Here is a 21,748-nt window from a genome sequence, read left to right on the forward strand (position 1 = left end):
GCTATGCCTGCTTTTTCGCCTTCTTTTTTGCTTTCTTCTTAGCCTTCTTTTTTGCTTTCTTCTTCGCACGCTTCGCCAGCGCAGCCGCGAGATCAAGCAGGCCTGAACCGTATTCCTGCGTGAACTTCTTTTTCTTCATCCCGGCCACCTTCTTGGCCGTCGAGGTCAGCCGCTCCACCACGGCGTCGGCCGCGGCTTTCGACTTTGCGGTACGGCCATAAACCAGTGCGGCCGCGCCGGCCACATGCGGCGTCGCCATCGATGTGCCCGGCCAGGAGTCGTAGTCCGTGGTGTCCGCAAAGCTCGCCTTGACGCGCGGCACGGTGGACAGGATGTTGACGCCGGGCGCCACCAGCCCGATATGCGCGCCGGTGCAGGAGAACGACGCCCGCCTGTCGGTTTCGTCGACGGCGCCGACGGCAAGCGCGCCAGGGTAACCGGCCGGGAACTCCTTCGGATTACCCTTCTCGAACTCGTTGCCCATGGCAGCCACGACGACCACGCCGGCATCCGCCAACTCCTGGAAAATGGCGGCCTCCGCCCTGGAATTTTCGGTGCCACCGATGCTGAGGTTGACGACCTTGATGTCCGAATCGAGCGCGGCCGCCAATGCCTGGCTGTAATATTCGAAGTTGAAGTTCTGCTCGGCGCTTCCGGGCTTCGGATCGTCGAATATCTTCCAGCAATGCAACCGGCAATTGGCGACGCCGGCGACCCCGATCGAATTATTGACGATGGCGGCGATCGTGCCGCTGACATGCGTCCCGTGACCGAGAAAGTCCCGGGAGACGTTGCCGTCATGGTGATAGGCGTCGATCGCTTTCTTGAGGTCGGGATGCCCCTCGTCGATGCCGCTGTCCAACACCGCGACATGGATCTTGCTGGCGTCGGGATGCGATCCGTCGAACCACCGGATCGCACGCAGTCCCCACTGGCGATTGACCATGGGATCCGCCTTGCTCAGCCAGCGGTTTGGAACGGGCTCGACCAGATCGATTGCTTTCGAGGCCCGCAGCCGCTTCAGCAGCGCGGTGGTGGCTTTCTTTTCCTTGACCTCCACGAGTTGAAATCCGGTCAGGGATTTTCTCGAATTGGTCGACGACCTGGCGAGAGCACCATGAACGGATGCGAGCGCCATGACTCCAGGCCGCGAAACCTCCGTCCCCCCGCCGGTAACAAAAAGCGGCTTCATCGACTGAAGACCGGCTTCGTTCCTGAGCATTTCGAGCGGGCCGGCAACTTCGTCCGGCATGGCACGCGCCGCCATGCGGGCGGTCGCCGTCGAGGCCAATGGGCTTGCCGCGACGTGTCTGACGGCAGATGTCTTGAAGCGGATAATGAACTGGCCCGCGACGTGGTTGCTCTGCGAGGAAGTGCGCAGTTCCGCATGTCGTCGTGATCTGCCAGCGGTTTCGACTTGCCTTGTACGTTGTGTTGCCATGGGCCAATTCCTTCAAATAGTAGGAATAAAATAATACCCGTTATAAGCGAAAATATCCTCCCGCGCTACTCCGAACAAGAGCCCGGGACCGGCAATGTCGACGGCACCGCGCAAGTGATGCTAAGGCAACGTTGTGCTGGATGTGAGCGCTCGATGTCGTCGCACCGCTTTCGCTTGATTGCACTTGGTCTGTCCGGAGTGATCGAAGGCTCGCACCAGGGCCACGCCGACTTCCGCGTCGGCAAACGCATCTTCGCTACGCTGGGCCATCCCGACGAAAACTGGGGCACGGTGAAGCTGACGTACGAGCAGCAATCGATGCTGGTAGAGGCGGAGCCCGAAATCTTCCGCCCGGTGCCGGGTGGATGGGGCAAACAGGGCTACACCAATGTTCGCCTGGCCAAGGCCAATGCGGCGACGCTAAAAAGCGCGCTGACAATGGCCTGGCAGAATGTTGCGCCGAAGGCATCCGCCAAGCGACGCGGGATGACGCAATAGCGATTGCTGCAATCATTCCTTTCCATTGCTGCATCATCCGTCGACCTGCCGGGGTATTCGAAACTCGGGACAACTACCCCATGGGACGTTGCGCGCGCGATTCTTGTCGGGGGTACCTTTCAGCCCGGCATGCAGAACGTTCACTTCCTGCAACTCGTATCGGCCGGTGGCAAAGTCATGAGAAAAGATCACGTCAATGGTTGTGTGCGACCATATCAGGCAAAGAACACACACAGGCGCGAAACGCACTTGCGCCAAGTAGTATGTGAAACGGACGCGCGAACCGGAGCGATCCCCTCGCGCATCCGGCACTTCCTGAGTCTGGACGTATTCTGCGCCCATGCTGCGCATGACGGCATGGCCTGAAGCCAGCAGCCGATTCATGGACGCGCCGGGCCCGGCAAGTTCTCTGACATGTGAGAGAAGCTGATCATTGATATTGCTGTTGAAGGTTGCTGTCGGGCCTCGAAAGCCATTGTCCGACGGCCAAAACACCCCATTCGACAGACCGGGCCATACTGTCCAGCGTTGCGCGCCGGCCCGAGACAGGATGCGCTCGTATTCAGCAACGCTAATCGAACCGACGCTGCATTTCTCCAGCCCGACGAGTTCGGTAAAGCTGAAAGCCCAGAGCAAGACGGGGAGCGCAAACAGCAATCCCACGGGTGAAAGCAATCCTATCGCAATCTTCGGGTTCGTGCTCAACGCGTTTCCAATCGTGAAGATTGACCGTAGAGCGGTTCCTTCCCCCGATCACGGGAGGTCAGGCCGGATATTAGGCAACTTGCTGCGCACAGCTCACCACGAATCTGCACGCACGGTCGATAGCACGTTCGTGCTGCGCTTATTTCAAGCCAGCAATCAGCTCGGCACGACGAATGAGCTAGCCTTGCCTCGCATCAAACTGTGTAAGGACGATCAGCCAGCAGTCCCGATTTCGCACCGCATCAATTCCACTTCACTATCGTGCCAGCGCCACGATCGCGGCAATCCGATCGCCGAAGCCGTGGTGCTTACGTGCTTCATCGTGGCAGCATCATCAGCTGTTTTGTGCCGGCGGACGCGGTGCAAGATATCGGCAGTCTCCGGGACCGTAGGACCATTCCAAAAGATAATGGGTGGTCGCCGGAATATCGCGATGGTACCTTCACGTTATCGCGCCGCATTCATTCAGGAGATACGCCTTGACCGACTTTGCCGCCAGCGACCTCGCCGCGATCTATCCTGCCCCCTCGCCGCGCGTGATCGCGAAGGCGCGGCCCGAGATCGACGTCCATGCCAAGAAATTCATCGGCATGTCGCCGTTCTGCGTGCTGGCCACGTCGGGCTCGGACGGCAGCGTCGACGCCTCGCCGCGCGGCGGCAATCCCGGCTTCATCCATGTCGCCGGACCGAACGCGCTGCTGATGCCGGACCGCTCCGGCAACAACCGGATCGACAGCTTTCGCAACATTGTCGAGGGAAGCGGCTTCGTGCAGCTGATCTTCTTCGTGCCCGGGATCGACGAGACGCTACGCGTCGGCGGCAAGGGCAAGGTATCGGCGGATCCCGAACTGATGGCGTCGATGGTGGAGTTCGGCAAGCCACCGCGCGCGGTGCTGCACATCGACGTGCACGAGGCCTATTTCCACTGCGGCAAAGCACTGATGCGCTCAAAGCTGTGGGCGGGCGATACGCGGGTGGAACGCGCCGTGATGCCCAGCATCGGCGAAGTCATTCACGACCAGACCGGCCTTGGCGAGCGGGAAAGCCAGGAAGTGATTTACGAGCGCTACAAGACGCAGCTGTAAGGGAAGGTCGAACCTGGTGCGGTTGCCGGGATCAGCGATCGGTCGCAGGGCTGCTTGCGCTACCGGCCAGGCGAAGTTGGGCCAGCCGCACTTCCCTGTCTGCAATCCATTGCTCTACTTTTTGAGCCTGGCTTGAGCCGAACTCGAATTCCCCCATCGGCGTGCCCGCATCGATCCATCGCCGGTTGCTGGCAGGCAAGAAGCAGACAAGCACGGCAATAGCCGCCGCCACGGCCACAGCGAGCGCGCCCATCACGAAATCGGCCCACAAGAGATAGCCAAGGAAAACGGCAAGCGCGGCGAGCATGAACATGCTGCCGCGCTTCATCACCCGCCCATTACGCTCGAGATGCGCATAATGCGATCTCAGCTCCGCCAGCTCTCGCTCGAGCCGGGCAATTTCCTCAGAGGGCGCCATCGCGCCTCCGCTCAGTGCTCGCTCTCGAGCCCGCCGACATGCTTCTGGGTGTAGAGCTCAAGCCCGATGCGCTTGATCAGGTCGAGCTGGGTCTCGAGGAAATCGATGTGATGCTCCTCGTCCTTCATCAGCTGCTCGAACAGGTCGCGTGAGACGTAATCTTTGACGCCGTGGCAGTGGGTAGCGGCTTCCTGGTAGAGCGCGCGCGCGGATATCTCGGAGGCCAGATCGCATTCGATGATTTCCAGGACATTCTGGCCGATCCGCAAGGGATCGAGAACCTGCAAGTTGGGAAAGCCGTCGAGGAACAGGATCCGGTCGGTGAACTTGTCGGCGTGTTCCATCTCCTCGATGGATTCCTTGCGCCAGACCTTGGCCATATTCAGCAGGCCCCAATTGTTCAGGAGCCGGTAATGCAGCCAGTACTGGCTGATCGCGGTAAGCTCGCTGCGCAGGCCCTTGTTGAGATAATCGATAACTTTTGGGTCGCCCTGCATTGGTGCACTCCGGGTTTTTGAGGCCAAATCGGCCCGAAACGGTATTTAGAACGCTTCTAAATCAGTTTGGAGGCAAGAGCAATGGTTCCCGCAAAAAAGCGGTGGGGAACCGATCTATCCAGCGGATTGGGAAGGTATCAGGAGGCGGCGAGCGCGAACTCGTGGGCCTGCTCCTCGGTCACGGCGTGACTATGCGGGCAGCCCGAACAGCAGGCCTTGGCGCAGGGACCCAGCGCTTCGTCGATGATGGCCTTGATGGTACGCGCGCAGCGACCGCACTCGGCGCTGCAGCCGAGGCATCCGTAGATCTGCTTCGGATTGCGCGGCAGGTCCGAAGCTGCACTGACGGCATTGCGGACATCATGGTCGCTGAGGACGTTGCAGGAACAGACAATCATGAAGTCGGCAGGCCCTTCGGTGATGCTCGTGATCATCGATATTGAAGGGCCGGCCCCGATGCAAAAGGAAAAACCGTACTTTCAAGCAATTCCAAACTGACGCCGGAGCAGTTTGGAACGAGTCTAAAAAATCCTTGTCTAGCAGGCACAAATGGCAGATTTCCGAGGTAGCTCCGTAACGTCAATCGCTATCACTGCTCCCGTTGTCACTGTCACTGTCACTGTCACTGTCACTGTCACTGTCGCTATCGCTGTCACTGTCGCTATCACCACCGCTGTCGTCTCCCCCGCTATCGTTGCTGCAGGAATCGCTCGACGAGCTGGAATTTTCAGACGGATTGGAACTGTCGGACGAACAGTTCGAAGTGAAATTGTCGGTCGGGCTGGAATTGCTGGACGAGCAGTTCGAACTGGAATTGTCGCTGCTGAACGGGTTGGCGATACTCCAGCCAGCGCTGCCGCCGCCGCTGCTGGAACCAACGCTGTAATCATTGCGGTCGCGGTCGCTCGCCGAGATGCTGCGCCATACGCTGGTATCCTGCGTCCGGGTCATCATCCAATAGCACATCGCTGACATGCTGCCGGCCGCGATCAGAAATGTTGTCACGTCGCTCATCCCGGAATCCTCTTCAAAAGCGGCTGGGAAAGGGGCCTTTTGCACCGCAATGAAGCCCAACCGCACGCCCCTTCGTCGCCAAATGAGGCGATCCCGTTCATTGATAATTTCAGCAAAATATGGAACTTTCCGCTGCGACGGACCGCTTTCCCCGCCGTCCTTTTGCTCCATCAGAAAGGTGAGGCCCATGAAGAAGACATTGATGGCGCTGACTGCCGTCACCGCTTTGGCTGTGTCCGCGGTAACTGTTCCAGCTCCCGCCCATGCGCAGCGTGGCGTAGCGGCCGGCGTCGCAGCCGGATTGATCGGCGGCGCCATTGTCGGCGGCGCGATCGCCTCGCAGCACGGCTATTACGGTGGTCCGGGGTATTATGCGCCGGCCCCGGGCTATTACGGCGGCCCGGCCTATGTTGCCGAACCCGGCTACGGTCCGGACTGCATCTGGCAGAAGCAGCGCTTCTGGGACGGCTATGGCTGGCGGGTCCGCAGCGTCCGGGTTTGCGACTAAACACCCGTTCACCTTCATTAAATCGCACGCCAAATCCCGGAAACCCGATGGGTTATCCGGGACTTGGCCATTCCATGGCCAGAAAAAACCGCTTTTTTCGACCATCAAGACTGCACGTTTACTTTCGGTTGACCGTTGTGCGCTTTTTTGACTGACGGCCAATTCGAGTACGGCGTGTGTGCCTAACCCTAAACCCGGCGTCGGCTGATCAGGCGCCACCTCCAGGAGAGCCCCCAACATGAAGAAGACATTTGCTGCCTTCGTCGCGGCCGCAACGATTGCCGGTTCGCTCGCTGCGGCACCCGCACCCGCGAACGCCCAGCGCGGCGTGGCAGCTGGCGTGGTCGGCGGCCTGATCGGCGGCGCGATCATCGGTGGCGCGATCGCCTCCAGCCGCCCGGCTTACGGCTACGGCGGGCCGGTCTATGTGGAAGACGCCCCCCCGGCCTGCCGCCTGGTTCGCGAGCGCTTCTGGGACGGCTACGGCTGGGCCTACCGCCGCGTCGAAGTCTGCCACTGATCTGACCGACCGGCGCGCCTGCGCGCCTTGCGAGTTCAAGCCCGGCCGGGATCCTCGGCCGGGTTTTTTCGTTTTGTTTCTTCCTCATCCCCGGACGAACGCACTTGCGTTCGCTCGGGAGGAGCGGTCGTCAGGCCACGTCTCGACGGATGCAGGCTGTCTGTGGCCTCATGGTTCGAGACGGCGCGTTGCGCCTCCTCACCATGAGGATAGACCGCGTCAGCGCGACGAGCTGATCGAACGCAGCACCGCTTCGCTCGGCCAGCAATCGACCTTCAATCCCGCGGATTTCTGATAGGCCCCCAGCGCCGCGCGGGTCTGCATGCCGGCCTTGCCGTCGAGCTTGTCCTTGTAGAGGCCGATCCGCGTCAGATGACGCTGCATGGCTTCGACGTCCTTGCTGCGCATTTGCGTCGATGCCGACCATGGCGTCGCGAACGGCAACGGGTTCGACATGCGGTCGGCGAGATGGCCGACGAACAGCACGTACAAATCAGAAAAGTTATATTCCTTGATCACGAAGTAGTTCTTGGTGGTCAGGAACGCCGGACCATAGATGCCTTCGGGCTGCAGCAGCGAGGCCGGCTGGGCCTGTTCGACCGCACTCAGCTTCGCGCCGCGCACCGGCACGAACCCTGCGCGCAGCCATTCGCCGATCGGCTTGCTCACCTCGGGCACGCCCATGGTGCAGTCGGCATTACCAGGCGCACGCACTTCATAGGCCCAGCGCAAGCCCGGCTGCCAGCCTTTGTTGACGAGTTGCTGGGCGGCGGAGGCGAGCGCGTCAGGTACCGAATTCCAGATGTCGATGCGGCCGTCGCCATCGAAATCGACACCATGCTTGTAATATTCGCCCGGCAGGAATTGCGTCAGGCCGGTGGCGCCGGCCCAGGACGAGCGCATGTCCTTGCGCGTCACCGCGCCCTCGCCGAGGATCTTCAGCGCCAGAATGAATTCGGCGCGGTACTGATCCTTGCGCCGGCCGATATAGGCCTGCGTCGCCACCACGCGCACGGTGTCGTAAGGCAATCGATGACGGCCATAATCGGTTTCGCGGCCCCAGATCGCGAGCACGACCGTCGCGGGCACGCCGAAGCGGCTCTCGATCTGGCTGAGCGCTGTGCGATGCTTTTGCATCAGCCTCTGCCCCTCCGCCGCCAGCCGCGCGATCGACGCCTCCTTCACGTAATCGGCCGGCACCTGCACGAACTCGGCCTGCGACGGCGCGCCCGTAGCGGGCCGTCCCGGCAGGATCAAATCGGGCAATTTGTAATCCGGCTCGAGGCCGCGGGTTTCGGCGTCAAACGTCGCCCGCGAAACGCCGGCGGCCTGCGCCTCCGGCCACAGGGAGGCGATGAACTGCGTGAAACCGGCATCCGCGGCGCGGGCTGGGCAAGGCGGCAGCAGAGCCACCAACAGGAGACCAATGGCAGGCAGCGAGCGTACCGCCAATCGAAATGCCTCGCTCACGCGTCGGTCAGGTCGAGACGCCGCTCGATACGCTCGATGCGCACGTCCATCCGGTCGAGCCGATTGGACATGTTGGCATACTGGTTCTCGAGATTGCCGACGCGATGCTTGATCTCGCGAATTTCATCGCGCACGTCATCGATCGCCCCACGAATATGGCGCAAATGCTCAAGCACGATGTTGTCCGTGTCAGCCATGGTGCAAGACTATCATAGCACCCCGTCATTGTGAACCACGACGCTGGGTCCTGACACCGCCCCACCGCCCCTAATGCGAGACGGCGTGTTTGGCATTCTCCGTGGAATCATTCGACAGCTTGTCGACATAGGCAATGCCGATCGCCGACAGAATGAAGACCGTATGGATGATGGTCTGCCACATCACGCCGGTTTCGGTGTAGACGCTCTTGCCCGAGGCCAATGCACCGGCCTCGATGAAAGTGCGCAACAGATGGATCGACGAGATGCCGATGATCGCCATCGCGAGCTTGATCTTGAGCACGCTGGCATTGACGTGGCTGAGCCATTCCGGCTGGTCGGGATGCCCTTGCAGATTGAGCCGGGAGACGAACGTCTCGTAGCCGCCGACGATGACCATCACCAGGAGGTTCGAAATCATCACCACGTCGATGAGGCCGAGGACCGCCAGCATGATCTGCTGCTCGCTGAAATCGAAGGCGTGGGCGAACAGGTGCCACAATTCCTTCAGAAACAGCACGACATAGACGCCCTGCGCGACGATCAGGCCGATATAAAGCGGCAATTGCAGCCAGCGCGAGCTGAAGATCAGCATCGGGATCGGACGTAATGCCTTCCTCTCAGCTGGGGGCGGCAAGGGCGTTTCCGGCGTCATGGACATGATCGGGGATCTCTCTGTGCGGGACTCAAGTGGGCAATCGCGGCCAATCTAATAGCCGGATATGGCACATTCCGGACGAGCGGAACTGAGCGGCCATTTGGCGCAGGCGGAGTAGCGCCTGCGACACGGCTTCGTCATCTCAACGCGAACCACAACTCAGCGCGTCAGCTTCTTGTACTTCACGCGATGCGGGATGATGGAATCCTGCCCGAGGCGACGCATCTTGTCCTTTTCGTAATCCTGGAAATTGCCTTCGAACCATTCGACATGGCTGTCGCCTTCGAAGGCCAGGATGTGGGTGGCGATACGGTCGAGGAACCAGCGATCATGGCTGATGATGACGGCGCAGCCGGCGAAATTCTCCAGCGCCTCTTCCAGCGCGCGCAGCGTGTCGACGTCGAGATCGTTGGTCGGTTCGTCAAGCAGCAGCAGGTTGGCGCCGGACTTGAGCATCTTGGCCAGGTGCACGCGGTTGCGCTCACCGCCCGACAGCGCGCCGACCTTCTTCTGCTGGTCGGCGCCCTTGAAGTTGAACGACGAGCAATAGCCGCGCGAGTTGACCTCACGCTTGCCCAGGAGGATCAGTTCATTGCCGCCGGAAATTTCCTCCCACACGTTCTTCTTGCCGTCGAGATCGTCGCGCGACTGGTCGACGTAACCGAGATGCACGCTTTCACCGACGGTGATCGTGCCCTTGTCCGGGGTTTCCTGCTTGGTGATCATGCGGAACAGCGTGGTCTTGCCGGCGCCGTTCGGCCCGATCACGCCGACGATGCCGCCTGGCGGCAGCTTGAAGGTGAGATCGTCGATCAGCATGCGGTCGCCAAAGCCTTTGCTGAGGCCTTCGAAATCGACGACGTTCTGGCCGAGCCGCTCGGCCACGGGAATCGTGATCTGCGCGATCTGGGTCTGCTTCTCGCTGGCCTGTTTCAACAGGTCCTCGTAACGCTGGTAACGCGCCTTGGACTTGGCCTGGCGCGCCTTGGGCGAGGATGCGATCCATTCCTGCTCACGGGCGAGCGTCTTCTGATGCGCGACGTCCTCGCGGCCTTCCTGCTCGAGGCGCTTCTGCTTCTGCACCAGCCACGACGAATAATTGCCCTCGTAGGGAATGCCCTTGCCGCGATCGAGCTCGAGGATCCAGCTCGTGACGTTGTCGAGGAAGTAGCGGTCATGGGTCACGATCAGGATCGCGCCGGGATAGTTGCGCAAGTGGCCTTCCAGCCACGACACCGACTCGGCGTCGAGATGGTTGGTCGGTTCGTCCAGCAGCAGCAGGTCCGGCTGGTCGAGCAGCAGCTTGCATAGCGCGACGCGGCGGCGTTCGCCGCCCGAGAGCTTGGTGACGTCGGCATCGTCGGGCGGGCAGCGCAGCGCGTCCATCGCCTGGTCGACCTTGCTGTCGAGATCCCAGAGGCCGGCGGCCTCGATCTCGTCCTGCAGCTTGGTCATCTCGTCGGCGGTCTCTTCCGAGTAGTTCATCGCCAGTTCGTTATAGCGATCGAGGATCGCCTTCTGCTTGGCGACGCCGAGCATGACGTTCTCGCGGACCGTCTTGGTCTCATCGAGATGCGGCTCCTGCTCGAGGTAGCCGACCCGGGCGCCCTCGGCGACCCAGGCCTCGCCGTTATATTCCTTGTCGAGGCCGGCCATGATCCGCAGCAAGGTCGATTTGCCGGAACCGTTGACGCCGAGCACGCCGATCTTGGCGTCCGGGTAGAACGACAAATGAACGTTATCGAGCACCTTGCGGGTCGGGTAGCTCTTGGTCAGACCCTGCATGAAATAGACGAACTGGCGAGCCATCGCGATCCCTTGAAACCAGAGGATTTATGGAAATTTTGCTGCCGCTGATGTAGCGGCGCGGCCCCCAAAGGGCAACCGCGGGAACGCGTTTTCTGTTCGTTCACCACGGATGAATACGGGATGGTCACCATGTGCGCCCATGTGTGCGCCGGATCACGACAATTGAAACCAACTTTTAATAAATCAGGCCAAAAGTCGTTCAAGACGCCGAAAAACGGCGTCTCCGCGGCGAAACCGCGAATGGCAACCAGAGACCCTCGTCATGGCGACGACCAACTCAGCATCCCTTTCCACCCCGGCGCACGGCCACGGCCTTGCCAAGCCGCTTGCCGAACTCCGCAACTTCTGGCGCCAGTTCGTGGCCAAGGCCTTCAACACCTACCGTCCGGAACTGCACTATATGCGCGGCCCCGGCCCCGCCTGGCGCGCCAAGCACCTCGCCCGCTCGAACTGAGCTTCCCGGAATTTTGACCTGGCCCTGCTTTTAGGCCGCTTGCGCGCCTGTCGATTGCGCGCGACCATGGCTATCTCCCCTGACGGCCCGATTCCGCCGTCACCCTCGCCATGATCGGACCTTCCAATGACGCGGCTGCGCTGTGCAATTCTCGACGACTATCTCGATGTAGCCTTGAAGGTCGCGGACTGGTCCGAAATCGCCGACCGGGTCGATGTCACCGTCTTCAACCAGCCGTTTGCGAACGCGGAAACCGCCGCCAGTGCGCTGAAGGATTTCGAGATCATCTGCGCGATGCGCGAGCGCACGCCGTTTCCGCGCACGATGTTTGCGGCGCTGCCGAAACTGAAACTGCTGATCACCTCCGGCATGCGCAACGCCGCGATCGACATGGAAGCCGCCAAGGACCACGGCGTGCTGCTGTGCGGCACGCAATGGGGCCGCGATCCCACCGCGCCGCTGACCATGGGCCTGATCCTGGAATTGACCCGCAATATCGGCCGCGAAAACGCGCGCATGCATGCCGGCGAGCCGCTGCAGAAATTCGTCGGCATGGAGATCGAGGGTCGGACACTCGGCGTGATCGGCCTCGGCAAGCTCGGCACCAAAGTGTCAAAACTGGCGCAGGCCTTCGGTATGAACGTGATCGCCTGGAGCCCGAACCTGACGCCTGAGAAGTGCGCGGAAGCTGGCGTCGGCTACGCTACCAAGGAAGAGCTGTTCGCCACATCAGACATCGTCACCATCCATGTCGTGCTGGGCCCGCGCTCACGCGGGCTGGTCGGACGGGAAGATCTCGCCCGCATGAAGCCGACCGCCTACCTCGTCAACACGGCGCGAGGGCCGATCGTCGATGAAGGCGCGCTGCTGGAGGTGCTGACCGAGCGAAAGATCGCGGGCGCCGGCATCGACGTGTTCTCGGTCGAGCCGCTGCCGGTCGACCATCCGTTCCGCAAGCTCGACAACCTCGTGCTGACGCCGCATCTCGGCTACGTCACCGAGGACAGCTTTCGCAACCACTATCGCCAGATGGTCGAAGGCATCGACGGCTGGTTCAAGGGCGAAGCGCCAAGGAAGCTGGCCTGAGGCCGCAGGTCTCAGTCAGGCCGCCGCCTTCTCCGCCGCTTGCCTCGCGACCATTGCAAATCCGTTGCGCCAGGATGCATAGGCCGGCCGCCAGCCCAGTTCCTGCCGGGCCTTGGCGTTCGATCCTCCGCGCACCTTGGTCATCATCGAGACCATGTGCTCACCCGCCAGCAGCCGGCCGAGCCAGGCCGGTACGTGAAACGGCCGTTTGGCGCCGAGAATGCCTGACAGCGCGGGCAGCCAATCCCTGACTTGCGCCGGTTCGTCGTCGACGATGTTGTAGATGCTGCCGGGCCTGCCATGCTCGACGGCGGCTACCGTCGCGGAAGCCGCGTCCTCGACATGCACGAAAGACCACCAGCCGCCGCCGTCGCCGATCAGCGGCACGCGGCGATGGCGCAGCTGGCCGATCATGGCCGGCGACAGCATGCCGGTATCGGGTCCATAGAACGATCCATAGCGCAACACGATGCCTTCGGGCGCGACTGAGGCGGTCACGGCACGCTCCAGATGCTGGATCGCTTCGAGCGTAGGGCGCAACTCCTGCGGCGGATCAGGATCGAGTTCGTCGGCCTCGGTCTTGACCGGTCCGCCACCGCTGCCATAGGTCCAGCCGCAAAAGCTCTGGGCGATGAAACGCTTCGCGCCGGCATCGCGCGCGGCAACCAGCAGAAAATCGGTGCCGCGCGTCCGCAGCTGATTGGTGGCGCTGAAGGCGCGATCGAAACGGCGCAGATCCGTCACCGCGGCAAGATCGGTCATCTCGTCGATGACGACATCGGGCTTCGCCGACATCACGGCGGCATGAACGGCCGGTGCGTCGAGGCCGTCGGCGACAACCGGTTCAGCCCCCAGACGTTTGATGGCCTCGGCCTTCGCCGCCGTCCGCGTCATGCCGGTGACGGAATGACCGGCCGCAACCAATGCAGGAACGAGTTCGCGGCCAACGGCGCCGGTGGCGCCCGCAACGAAAATTCGCATGCTGAGATCCTTCCTTTGCCGCCCAGCCTCGTTGTCGGCGGCAAATAGTCGGAAGAAATGTGAATTCAAGCGCGCGCCCACCTCGCGCCCAATGAAAAAGGCACGCTTTCGCGTGCCTTTTTTAAATGATGTCGGTCCGAACCAGTGCCTAGCGCACCGTCACCGGCGCGGGCAGCGGGGGCACCACGGTCGGCTGCATGCCGGGAACCGGGGCGAGTTGCGCCTGAGTCGGCCCGCCCTGGGCGGTTGCAGGCGGCAAGCCTTGGGCAGGTGGCAAGCCTTGAGCAGGGGCCAAGCCCTGGGCAGGCGCGGCCGAAGCGGTCGCGGTTCCCGGCGGCGGGCCACCGGGCATCACGACGACGCGGGTGCCGACTTTGACGCGTTCGAACAGGTCGGACACGTCCTCGTTCAGCATGCCGATGCAACCCGACGAGACGAACTTGCCGATCGTCGAAGGCTGGTTGGTGCCGTGGATGCGGTAGACGGTCGTACCCAGATACATCGCGCGGGCACCCATCGGGTTGCCGGGGCCGCCGGCCATGAAGCGCGGCAGATAGGGCTGGCGTTCGATCATCTCGGACGGCGGATGCCAATCCGGCCACTCGGCCTTGCGGGTAACCTTCTGCACTCCGGTCCAGGTGAAACCATCGCGGCCGACGCGGACGCCGTAGCGGATCGCGCGGCCACCGCCGAGCACATAATAGAGGTAGGTGTTCGGCGTATCGACGACCAGCGTGCCGGCGGGCTCCTTGGTCGCGAACGAAACTTCCTGACGGCGCAGATGCGGCGGCAGCTGCGCGGGCGCGGCTTCCGGCTGTTCTTCGGGCGGCAGGGCTGACAGCACCAACGGCTTGCCGTCGGCGCCGACAGCCGGCTGCTGCGGTTGCACGGCGCCGGTGACGGCGGGTCCGCCGCCGACCGCTTCCGGCGGACGCATGCGGTCGTCACCCAGAACGCGACGATCATCACCACGATCCGAATAGATCACGGGTGGCGGACCGGCGGGCCGCCCGTAACGCGGATCATCTGGCGAAAGAATCGGGCCCGTAGGCATCGGCTGGCCGCGGTCCGAATAAACCGGCGCGCCGGCAGGACGACCGTAACGCGGATCATCCGGCGAAAGGACGGGGCCTGTGGGCATCGGCGGGCCGCGGTCGCTATAAACCGGGCGGCCGTAGCGGGGGTCGTTCGGCGACAGCACCGGACCAGGCGGCGGGAGCGCGGTCGAACTCTGGGCGTTCGGCGCGTCGTCGTCGTCATCGTCCAAGGCATCGAAATCGGGCGCGGGTCTGCGGCGTTCATCGACGCCATAACCACCGGGAACATACTGTCCGGCCTGGTAGCCTTGACCCTGGTAGCTTTGGCCTTGGTAGCCTTGGCCCTGGTAGCCTTGGGCCTGGGCAAGCGAGGTTCCTGCCATTGCAGCAGCGATGGCAGCGCTGATCGTCAGAATACGGTTAATCATCATCGCTCTTGTATAGTCCCCAAGCCACACCGGACCGTTAACGGCAGATGACGGAAGATAGCGGCGCATTCAAGACAAATCCGTCAAATTCGGCCCAAATCGGTCATTTTGTGATGGACCGTGAACGCTGCGGCAAAGATGCCGCACGGCGCGAAAAACATCGTCTACCAGCCCCTCGCCGCCATTGGCCGCCAATTTTGTAACAAACAGGTTCGAGACGTTGAGATACTCTCGAATCGGCCTGATTCGCGGTGCGAATCCAGCCGCTTCCCAGTGGTCACCGCGTTCCCTTGGCATCAACAGCCCTGCATGTTCCCGGCAAGGCGGAACTCGCGTCCATGCTCCCCGGTTTTCGCTTTCTGTTCGCCGCGATCGTGCTGTCGATGTCGGTTCTGGTCTTTGGGCTGGGTGCGGCGGCGCTGCTGCGTGCCTCGCATGAGCAATTTGCCAGCATCCCGTCGCGGCGGCCGCCGCCCGAACCCGTATTTGTCAGGCAGAACGAACCGCCCCAGCCGACCCTGGCCCTGCTGCGCGTCGAGCCCGATGTCGCAGAGAAGGTGCCGGACAATGTGCCGGCGACCATCATCGAGACCGTGACCCCTTCCGCGCCAGCTCCGGAAGCGCCGCCGGCTGAACCGGAAAAGACGGCTGCGCTGAAGCTGGACGAACCCGTGAAGCTGAACGAGGCCGTGCCGGACGAGACGGTGAAAGCGGAAATCCCGGCGGCAGAAACAATACCGGCTGTTCAGGCTGCGCCGGCGGAGATGCCTGCCGCCGAGACTCCTGCTGCCGAAACGCCTGCGGCCAATGGGGAAGTGAAGCTCGCGGCGATCGCGGAAACGCCGCCGCCGGCAACATCAGCCGTATCGACCGAGCCTGCGCCGGTGGCGGAAGCGCCCTCCCTGGCAGACAACCTCGCCGCGATGAAGATCGCCACGCTGGGCGGTCCTGCCGTCGCTATCCAGGAAACGGCTTCGGTGAAACCGGCGGCCGCAAAATCAGAGCGCAGCGTCAACCGGAAGCGGGCGCAGCGCGCCAAAGAGCGCCGGCGCATCGCAGCGGCGCGACGCGCGCTGCAGGCGCGGCAGGTGGTTCAGCAAACGGCCGACCCGTTTGCGCAACTAACCTCGCGCAGCAGATAATAAAACGCGCACCGCTCAGGTCGGGCCGGTCGCAACCGGCGGACCGCCCTGCACACCCCATTCGGTCCATGAGCCGTCATACAGCGCACTGCCGCGCACGCCGAGGCGATAAAGCGCCAGCGTCAGTACCAGAGCGGAGACGCCGGAGCCGCAACTCGTCACGATCGGCGCGTCGAGCTTGACGCCGGCGCCGACAAACACCGCGCGCAGCTCCTCGAGCGACTTCATCGCACCGGTCGAGGCGTCGAACAGCTGGTTGTAGGGCACGCTGAGGCTGCCCGGAATATGACCCGAACGCAGGCCCGGCCGCGGCTCGGGCACCTTGCCCTGATAGCGCTCGTTGGCGCGCGCATCGAGCACCTGCTCGGTGCGGCTTTCGAGATTGTCGACCATCTGCTGGAGATTGCGCGTGTACCGCGGATCGAACGTCGCCTTGAACGTCGCCGGCTTCGGCGTGACCTCACCGCTGTCAATCTTGCGGCCTTCGGCACGCCACTTCTTCAGGCCGCCATTCAGGATCCGGACGTTCTGGTGTCCGAACGACAGGAACATCCACCACACGCGGGGGGCTGCGACCCATCCGCCGGAATCGTACAGCACGACCGTATCGCCGTTGCCTATTCCAAGCCCGCCGACATCGCGGCCGAACTGCTCGGCGCTCGGGAACATATGCGGCAGCGGATTGGAATGATCGGACACCGCGTCGACGTCGAAGAACACCGCGCCCGGCAGGTGGGAGGCGAGATAGTCGTCCTTCGGCAGCGGCAGAATGCCCGGCATCTTGAACGACGCGTCGATGATCTTGATTTTGGGATCGTCGTAATGCGCGGCGAGCCAATCGGTGGAGACAAGCGGATCGTCGGTGGTGGTCATGTTTGATTCCAATTCTTCGGTAGTGGGGCCGTCGCCCTTCGAGGCGCGCAAGAGCACGCACCTCAGGGTGACGGGAATCGAAATTCGTCATCCTGAGGTGCGAGCGCTTGCGAGCCTCGAAGGATGACAGCCCGGCTGTCACCCCTTCTTCTTCGGCTCCCACTTCTCGACCGGGCCGCCGGCGTCGCGCCAGGCGGCGAAACCGCCGGCCATGTGCGCGACCGGCTTCAGGCCCATGTCTTTCGCGGTCTTGGCCGCCAGCGCCGAACGCATGCCGCCGGCGCAGTGGAAGATGAATTTCTTGTCCTGTTGGAACACCGGCTTGGCGTAGGGGCTTTCCGGATCGATCCAGAATTCCAGCATGCCGCGGGTGCAGGAGAACGCGCCTGGAATTCTACCGTCGCGCTCGATCTCGCGGGGATCGCGGATATCGACGATCACGACATCGTCGCCGGCAGCCGCCTTGATCGAATCCACAGCGCTGAGGGTTTCGACCTCGGCATTGGCTTCGTCGATCAGGGATTTGATACCGCGGTGGATGGTCTGGGGCATTGATTGCACCTTTATTGTTGTCCGCTGTTGTTTTTGTTGCCGTCATTCCGGGGCGATGCGAAAGCATCGAACCCGGAATCTCGATCCAGTAAAACAACCTCGAGGTTCCGGGTTCGCTTCGCGCCCCGGAACGACGGTGAAAGCCTACCGCACCAATTCCTTCATCGCGCCTTCGAGGCCTTCGATCGTGATCGGGTACATCCGCTCCGAGAACAGCCGGCGAATGATGGTGGTGGATTCCGAATAGTCCCAGTGCTTCTTCGCCACCGGATTGAGCCACACCGCGTGCGGATAGGTGCGAATGATGCGATCGAGCCAGACCGAACCGGCCTCCTCGTTGACGTGCTCGACCGAGCCGCCGGGGACCATGATTTCGTAAGGCGACATCGAGGCGTCGCCGACGAACACCACCTTGTAGTCGTGCGGGTACTTATGCAGCACGTCCCAGGTCGGCGTGCGGTCGGTGAAGCGCCGCTTGTTCTGCTTCCAGACGCCTTCATAAAGGCAGTTGTGGAAGTAGAAATATTCCATGTGCTTGAATTCGGTCTTCGCCGCCGAGAACAACTCCTCGACCTGCTCGATATGCGAATCCATGGACCCACCGATGTCGAAGAAGACCAATACCTTGACCGCGTTGCGCCGCTCGGGGCGCATATGCACGTCGAGATAGCCGTGGTTGGCGGTCTCCTTGATCGTGGTGTCGAGGTCGAGTTCGTCAGGCGCGCCGGTGCGGGCGAATTTGCGCAACCGCCGCAGCGCGATCTTGATGTTGCGGATGCCAAGCTCGACATTGCCGTCGAGATCCTTGAACTCGCGCTTGTCCCACACCTTCACGGCGCGGTTGTTGCGGTTCTTTTCCTGGCCGATCCGCACGCCTTCGGGATTGTAGCCGTGGGCGCCGAACGGCGAGGTGCCTGCCGTGCCGATCCACTTGCTGCCGCCCTGGTGGCGGCCTTTCTGTTCCTCTAGCCGCTTGCGAAGCGTCTCCATGAGCTTGTCCCAGCCCATCGCCTCGATCTGCTTCTTCTCTTCCTCGGTGAGGTATTTCTCCGCGAGCTTCTTCAGCCATTCGGCGGGAATGTCCGCCTTCTCCATGGCGTCGAGCAGGTTCTCCAGCCCCTTGAATACGGAACCGAACACGCGGTCGAACTTGTCGAGGTTGCGTTCGTCCTTCACCAAAGCGGCGCGGGAGAGGTAATAGAAATTCTCCACCGTCTGATCGGCGAGGTCGGCGTCGAGCGCCTCCATCAGCGTCAGATATTCGCGCAAGGTCACCGGGACCTGTGCGTCGCGCAGCGATGTGAAGAATTGCAAGAACATGGAATACAGATTGCCCGCCGGGCCGCTGACGTCAAGGGCTGGCGGATTCCCGACAGGGAAGGCCAGCGCATACCAGACAGGCCTAGACCGGGAGGGTTTTTCCTCTAGAATTGAGCCATAAAGGGCTTATTCCGGCAGGGGAAATTCAATGGGGATCATAGCTGCACTGATCATCGGTGCAATTGCGGGCTGGCTGGCCGGAAAGATCGTGCGCGGCGCGGGTTTTGGGCTGATCGGCAACATCGTGATCGGCATCATCGGCGCGTTTCTCGCGAGCTGGCTGTTGCCGCAACTGGGCGTCAGCCTCGGCGCAGGCTGGATCCGCGACATCGTCAACGCCACCATCGGCGCCGTGATCATCCTGGTGATCCTCTCGCTGGTCAAACGCTGACAGGCGCGCATCACCTCCCATCGCGACCGCCGATCCGGCGGTCGTTTACTGTTCAGGCCGCTAGCGGCGCAAGAACGAACAACAAGGCAAAGAGATAGATGAAATTTACCGGCACCAAGGACTACGTCGCCACCGAAGACCTCAAGGTCGCGGTCAACGCCTCGATCGTGCTCGAGCGCCCGCTGCTGATCAAGGGCGAGCCCGGTACCGGCAAGACCGTGCTGGCCGAGGAAGTCGCCAAGGCGCTCGGCGCGCCGCTGCTGACCTGGCACATCAAGTCCACCACCAAGGCGCAGCAGGGCCTTTACGAATACGACGCGGTATCGCGCTTACGCGACAGCCAGCTCGGCGACAGCAGGGTCTCCGACATCTCCAACTACATCAAGCGCGGCAAGCTGTGGGAAGCCTTCACCCACGACAAGCGCCCGGTGCTGCTGATCGACGAAATCGACAAGGCCGACATCGAATTCCCCAACGACCTCCTGCTCGAACTCGATCGCATGGAGTTCTTCGTTTATGAGACCGGCGAGAACATCAAGGCGAGCCTGCGCCCGATCGTGATGATCACCTCGAACAACGAGAAGGAACTGCCGGACGCGTTCCTGCGCCGCTGCTTCTTCCACTACATCAAGTTCCCCGACGCCGACACCATGGGCCGGATCGTCGACGTGCACTTCCCCAACATCAAGAAACGCCTGGTCGAGGAAGCGCTGCGGATCTTCTTCGAGGTGCGCGAAGTGCCGGGCCTGAAGAAGAAGCCCTCGACGTCGGAGCTGCTGGACTGGCTCAAGCTGCTGCTCAACGAGGACATCACCCCGGAAATGCTGCGGGAGCGCGATCCGCGCAAGCTGATCCCGCCGCTGCACGGCGCGCTCCTGAAGAACGAGCAGGACGTGCATCTGTTCGAACGACTGGCGTTCCTGAGCCGCCGCGAAGTGTAATCGCAAGACGACAGCGCCAGAACCTCGGTTCTGGCGCTTCGCTTTTGAAACGACAAAATCAACGAAAAGAAGAACAGGGAAGATGAACGTTCAAAGCCAGATTCACGCCGCCTCGCCCGGCCATACCGAGCATTTCGACGTCCTGATCGCGGGCGCCGGCATCTCCGGCGTCGGCGCGGCCTACCACCTCACCACGCAATGTCCGGGCACCAGTTTCGTTGCCCTCGAAACCCAGAAGACGTTCGGCGGCACCTGGAGCACGCACCGCTATCCGGGCATCCGCTCGGACAGCGACCTGCATACGTTCGGCTATCGCTTCAAGCCGTGGACCACGGCGCCGATCGCAAGCGCGGCTGAGATCCTCAAATATATGGGCGATGTGATCGAGGAGAATGACCTCGCCCGCCATATCCGCTACCAGCACACCATCACTTCGGCGACCTGGTCGAGCGAACAGAACCTCTGGACCATCGAGGCCACGCGGAGCGACACCGGCGAAAAGCGTCGCTTCACCACCAATTTCTTCTGGATGTGCCAGGGCTATTACCGCCACACCGAAGGCTACACACCAGAGTGGAAGGATATGGCCAGGTTCCAGGGCCAAATCGTCCATCCGCAGAAATGGCCTGAAGATCTCGACTACAAGAACAAGCGCGTCATCGTGATCGGCTCCGGCGCCACGGCCGCAACGCTGATCCCGGCGCTGGCCAATGACGTCGCGCATGTCACCATGCTGCAGCGTTCGCCGACTTATTTCCGCACCGGCCGCAACGCGATCGAAATCGCCGAGCAACTACGGCAGTTGCAGGTCGACGAGAAGTGGATCCACGAAATCACCCGCCGAAAGATCCTGTTCGATCAGGATGCATTCACCCGCAAGACCTTCGAGGAACCGGAAGCGGCGAAGAAGGATTTGTTGTCGGCGGTGGAAGCCTATCTCGGCAAGGACTACGACATTGCGACCCACTTCACGCCAAAATATCGGCCGTGGCGGCAGCGCATCGCCTTCATTCCCGATGGCGATTTGTTCCAGGGCATCAAGTCGGGCAAGGCTTCGGTCGTCACCGACGAGATCGAGTGCTTCACCGAGAAGGGCATCCTGCTGAAATCCGGCAAGGAACTGGAAGCCGACATCGTCATCACCGCGACCGGCTTCAACCTCTCGGCCAATGGCGACATCGAATTCGCGGTCGATGGCAAGAAGCTGGATTTCGCCGATACCGTGACCTATCGCGGCATGATGTTCACCGGCGTGCCGAACCTGGTCTGGGTGTTCGGCTATTTTCGCGCCAGCTGGACCCTGCGCGTCGATCTCGTCGCGGATTTCGTGTGCCGGTTGCTCAACCACATGAAGGACACCGGCGCGAAGAAAGTGGTGCCCCAGCTGCGGCCGGAAGACCACAACATGCCGCTATTGCCGTGGATCGATCCGGAAAATTTCAACCCCGGCTACATGATGCGCGGCATGCACTTGTTGCCCAAGCGCGGCGACAAGCCGGAGTGGCAGCACAACCAGGACTACTGGGCGGAGAAGGATGAATTTCCGGCCATCGACCTGAAGGACCACGTGTTCGTTTACGGTTGACCAACCCGGATTGGGTTGAGGCTACTGAACCGCTCCCCGCTCGGGAGCGGTTTTTTATTACCTTTCTCAGAGCAACTAAAGCCAATACTGTATACCGGAATGGACATTTTTCAGCATAACTCATAAAATATCTCGACT

25 protein-coding genes are annotated in these 21,748 nt (G+C 61.9%); 10 read left to right on the forward strand and 15 right to left on the reverse strand.

Features of this window, described 5'->3' with window-relative positions:
* Window position 1: 1 nt before the first annotated feature.
* The gene (locus tag JQ558_RS08120) at window positions 2-1,441 is read right to left on the reverse strand and encodes a S8 family serine peptidase (protein ID WP_212293315.1); all 1,440 of its coding nucleotides are present in this window, start codon (window positions 1,439-1,441) and stop codon (window positions 2-4) included.
* Between the two features lie 153 nt (window positions 1,442-1,594).
* On the opposite strand from JQ558_RS08120, the gene JQ558_RS08125 reads away from it, so the two are divergent.
* A complete protein-coding gene (locus tag JQ558_RS08125) occupies window positions 1,595-1,939 on the forward strand; it encodes an MmcQ/YjbR family DNA-binding protein (protein WP_212206553.1) in 345 nt (114 codons plus the stop codon).
* A 33-nt stretch (window positions 1,940-1,972) separates the two neighbouring features.
* On the opposite strand, the gene JQ558_RS08130 is transcribed toward JQ558_RS08125, so the two are convergent.
* The gene (locus JQ558_RS08130; protein WP_212206551.1) at window positions 1,973-2,644 is read right to left on the reverse strand and encodes a hypothetical protein; all 672 of its coding nucleotides are present in this window, start codon (window positions 2,642-2,644) and stop codon (window positions 1,973-1,975) included.
* A 479-nt stretch (window positions 2,645-3,123) separates the two neighbouring features.
* Between JQ558_RS08130 and JQ558_RS08135 the strand changes: the two genes are divergently transcribed.
* Complete coding sequence (locus JQ558_RS08135) at window positions 3,124-3,729, forward strand: pyridoxamine 5'-phosphate oxidase family protein (protein WP_212206549.1); 606 nt, start codon at window positions 3,124-3,126, stop codon at window positions 3,727-3,729.
* 31 nt (window positions 3,730-3,760) lie between these two features.
* On the opposite strand, the gene JQ558_RS08140 is transcribed toward JQ558_RS08135, so the two are convergent.
* From JQ558_RS08140 to JQ558_RS08155, 4 genes are all read right to left on the reverse strand, one after another.
* Window positions 3,761-4,147 (reverse strand): hypothetical protein, encoded by a 387-nt coding sequence (locus tag JQ558_RS08140; protein WP_212206547.1) that lies wholly within the window; start codon window positions 4,145-4,147, stop codon window positions 3,761-3,763.
* 11 nt (window positions 4,148-4,158) lie between these two features.
* Complete coding sequence (gene bfr / locus JQ558_RS08145; protein ID WP_192740037.1) at window positions 4,159-4,644, reverse strand: bacterioferritin; 486 nt, start codon at window positions 4,642-4,644, stop codon at window positions 4,159-4,161.
* Window positions 4,645-4,781: 137 nt separating this feature from the next.
* On the reverse strand, window positions 4,782-5,042 hold the full coding sequence (locus JQ558_RS08150; RefSeq protein ID WP_212206892.1) for a bacterioferritin-associated ferredoxin: 261 nt from the start codon (window positions 5,040-5,042) through the stop codon (window positions 4,782-4,784).
* A 181-nt stretch (window positions 5,043-5,223) separates the two neighbouring features.
* Window positions 5,224-5,880: a hypothetical protein gene (locus JQ558_RS08155; protein ID WP_212293316.1), complete on the reverse strand. Its 657-nt coding sequence runs from the start codon at window positions 5,878-5,880 to the stop codon at window positions 5,224-5,226.
* Between JQ558_RS08155 and JQ558_RS08160 the strand changes: the two genes are divergently transcribed.
* Together JQ558_RS08160 and JQ558_RS08165 are read left to right on the forward strand one after the other, a co-directional pair.
* Window positions 5,846-6,166, forward strand: a complete 321-nt coding sequence (locus tag JQ558_RS08160; RefSeq protein WP_212276841.1) for a hypothetical protein — start codon at window positions 5,846-5,848, stop codon at window positions 6,164-6,166. The genes JQ558_RS08155 and JQ558_RS08160 overlap by 35 nt on opposite strands.
* A gap of 238 nt (window positions 6,167-6,404) precedes the next feature.
* Window positions 6,405-6,686, forward strand: coding sequence for a hypothetical protein (locus JQ558_RS08165; RefSeq protein ID WP_212206534.1), 282 nt, complete (start codon window positions 6,405-6,407; stop codon window positions 6,684-6,686).
* A 219-nt stretch (window positions 6,687-6,905) separates the two neighbouring features.
* Here JQ558_RS08165 and JQ558_RS08170 read toward each other — a convergent pair whose 3' ends face one another.
* From JQ558_RS08170 to ettA, 4 genes are all read right to left on the reverse strand, one after another.
* Complete coding sequence (locus JQ558_RS08170) at window positions 6,906-8,123, reverse strand: lytic murein transglycosylase (protein WP_212206883.1); 1,218 nt, start codon at window positions 8,121-8,123, stop codon at window positions 6,906-6,908.
* A gap of 29 nt (window positions 8,124-8,152) precedes the next feature.
* Complete coding sequence (locus tag JQ558_RS08175) at window positions 8,153-8,353, reverse strand: hypothetical protein (protein ID WP_212206532.1); 201 nt, start codon at window positions 8,351-8,353, stop codon at window positions 8,153-8,155.
* A 70-nt stretch (window positions 8,354-8,423) separates the two neighbouring features.
* Window positions 8,424-9,014 carry a TIGR00645 family protein gene (locus JQ558_RS08180; RefSeq protein ID WP_212206530.1) on the reverse strand — a complete coding sequence of 197 codons (591 nt, stop codon included), beginning with the start codon at window positions 9,012-9,014 and terminating at the stop codon, window positions 8,424-8,426.
* A gap of 156 nt (window positions 9,015-9,170) precedes the next feature.
* On the reverse strand, window positions 9,171-10,820 hold the full coding sequence (gene ettA / locus JQ558_RS08185; protein ID WP_212293317.1) for an energy-dependent translational throttle protein EttA: 1,650 nt from the start codon (window positions 10,818-10,820) through the stop codon (window positions 9,171-9,173).
* Between the two features lie 262 nt (window positions 10,821-11,082).
* Between ettA and JQ558_RS08190 the strand changes: the two genes are divergently transcribed.
* Together JQ558_RS08190 and JQ558_RS08195 are read left to right on the forward strand one after the other, a co-directional pair.
* On the forward strand, window positions 11,083-11,274 hold the full coding sequence (locus JQ558_RS08190; RefSeq protein ID WP_212206526.1) for a hypothetical protein: 192 nt from the start codon (window positions 11,083-11,085) through the stop codon (window positions 11,272-11,274).
* 126 nt (window positions 11,275-11,400) lie between these two features.
* Window positions 11,401-12,360, forward strand: coding sequence for a D-2-hydroxyacid dehydrogenase family protein (locus JQ558_RS08195; RefSeq protein ID WP_212206524.1), 960 nt, complete (start codon window positions 11,401-11,403; stop codon window positions 12,358-12,360).
* 15 nt (window positions 12,361-12,375) lie between these two features.
* Here the strand turns inward: JQ558_RS08195 and JQ558_RS08200 are convergent, their stop codons facing one another.
* Window positions 12,376-13,341 (reverse strand): NAD(P)-dependent oxidoreductase, encoded by a 966-nt coding sequence (locus tag JQ558_RS08200; RefSeq protein ID WP_212206522.1) that lies wholly within the window; start codon window positions 13,339-13,341, stop codon window positions 12,376-12,378.
* A gap of 148 nt (window positions 13,342-13,489) precedes the next feature.
* A complete protein-coding gene (locus JQ558_RS08205; protein WP_409410497.1) occupies window positions 13,490-14,806 on the reverse strand; it encodes a L,D-transpeptidase family protein in 1,317 nt (438 codons plus the stop codon).
* A 338-nt stretch (window positions 14,807-15,144) separates the two neighbouring features.
* Here JQ558_RS08205 and JQ558_RS08210 point away from each other — a divergent pair, with 338 nt between their 5' ends.
* The gene (locus tag JQ558_RS08210; protein ID WP_212293318.1) at window positions 15,145-15,948 is read left to right on the forward strand and encodes a hypothetical protein; all 804 of its coding nucleotides are present in this window, start codon (window positions 15,145-15,147) and stop codon (window positions 15,946-15,948) included.
* A 15-nt stretch (window positions 15,949-15,963) separates the two neighbouring features.
* Here the strand turns inward: JQ558_RS08210 and sseA are convergent, their stop codons facing one another.
* The 3 genes from sseA to JQ558_RS08225 form a co-directional block, all read right to left on the reverse strand.
* Window positions 15,964-16,821: a 3-mercaptopyruvate sulfurtransferase gene (gene sseA / locus JQ558_RS08215; protein WP_212293319.1), complete on the reverse strand. Its 858-nt coding sequence runs from the start codon at window positions 16,819-16,821 to the stop codon at window positions 15,964-15,966.
* A 138-nt stretch (window positions 16,822-16,959) separates the two neighbouring features.
* The gene (locus JQ558_RS08220) at window positions 16,960-17,373 is read right to left on the reverse strand and encodes a rhodanese-like domain-containing protein (RefSeq protein ID WP_212293320.1); all 414 of its coding nucleotides are present in this window, start codon (window positions 17,371-17,373) and stop codon (window positions 16,960-16,962) included.
* 144 nt (window positions 17,374-17,517) lie between these two features.
* Window positions 17,518-18,693 (reverse strand): VWA domain-containing protein, encoded by a 1,176-nt coding sequence (locus JQ558_RS08225; RefSeq protein WP_212206509.1) that lies wholly within the window; start codon window positions 18,691-18,693, stop codon window positions 17,518-17,520.
* Between the two features lie 148 nt (window positions 18,694-18,841).
* Between JQ558_RS08225 and JQ558_RS08230 the strand changes: the two genes are divergently transcribed.
* From JQ558_RS08230 to JQ558_RS08240, 3 genes are all read left to right on the forward strand, one after another.
* Window positions 18,842-19,084 (forward strand): GlsB/YeaQ/YmgE family stress response membrane protein, encoded by a 243-nt coding sequence (locus JQ558_RS08230; protein ID WP_192740052.1) that lies wholly within the window; start codon window positions 18,842-18,844, stop codon window positions 19,082-19,084.
* Window positions 19,085-19,182: 98 nt separating this feature from the next.
* Complete coding sequence (locus tag JQ558_RS08235) at window positions 19,183-20,025, forward strand: MoxR family ATPase (RefSeq protein WP_212206507.1); 843 nt, start codon at window positions 19,183-19,185, stop codon at window positions 20,023-20,025.
* A gap of 82 nt (window positions 20,026-20,107) precedes the next feature.
* The gene (locus JQ558_RS08240; RefSeq protein WP_212276849.1) at window positions 20,108-21,610 is read left to right on the forward strand and encodes an NAD(P)/FAD-dependent oxidoreductase; all 1,503 of its coding nucleotides are present in this window, start codon (window positions 20,108-20,110) and stop codon (window positions 21,608-21,610) included.
* Window positions 21,611-21,748 lie beyond the last annotated feature (138 nt).

The sequence above is a fragment of the Bradyrhizobium sp. AUGA SZCCT0160 genome, assembly GCF_018130105.1.
Classification (GTDB): Bacteria; Pseudomonadota; Alphaproteobacteria; order Rhizobiales; family Xanthobacteraceae; genus Bradyrhizobium.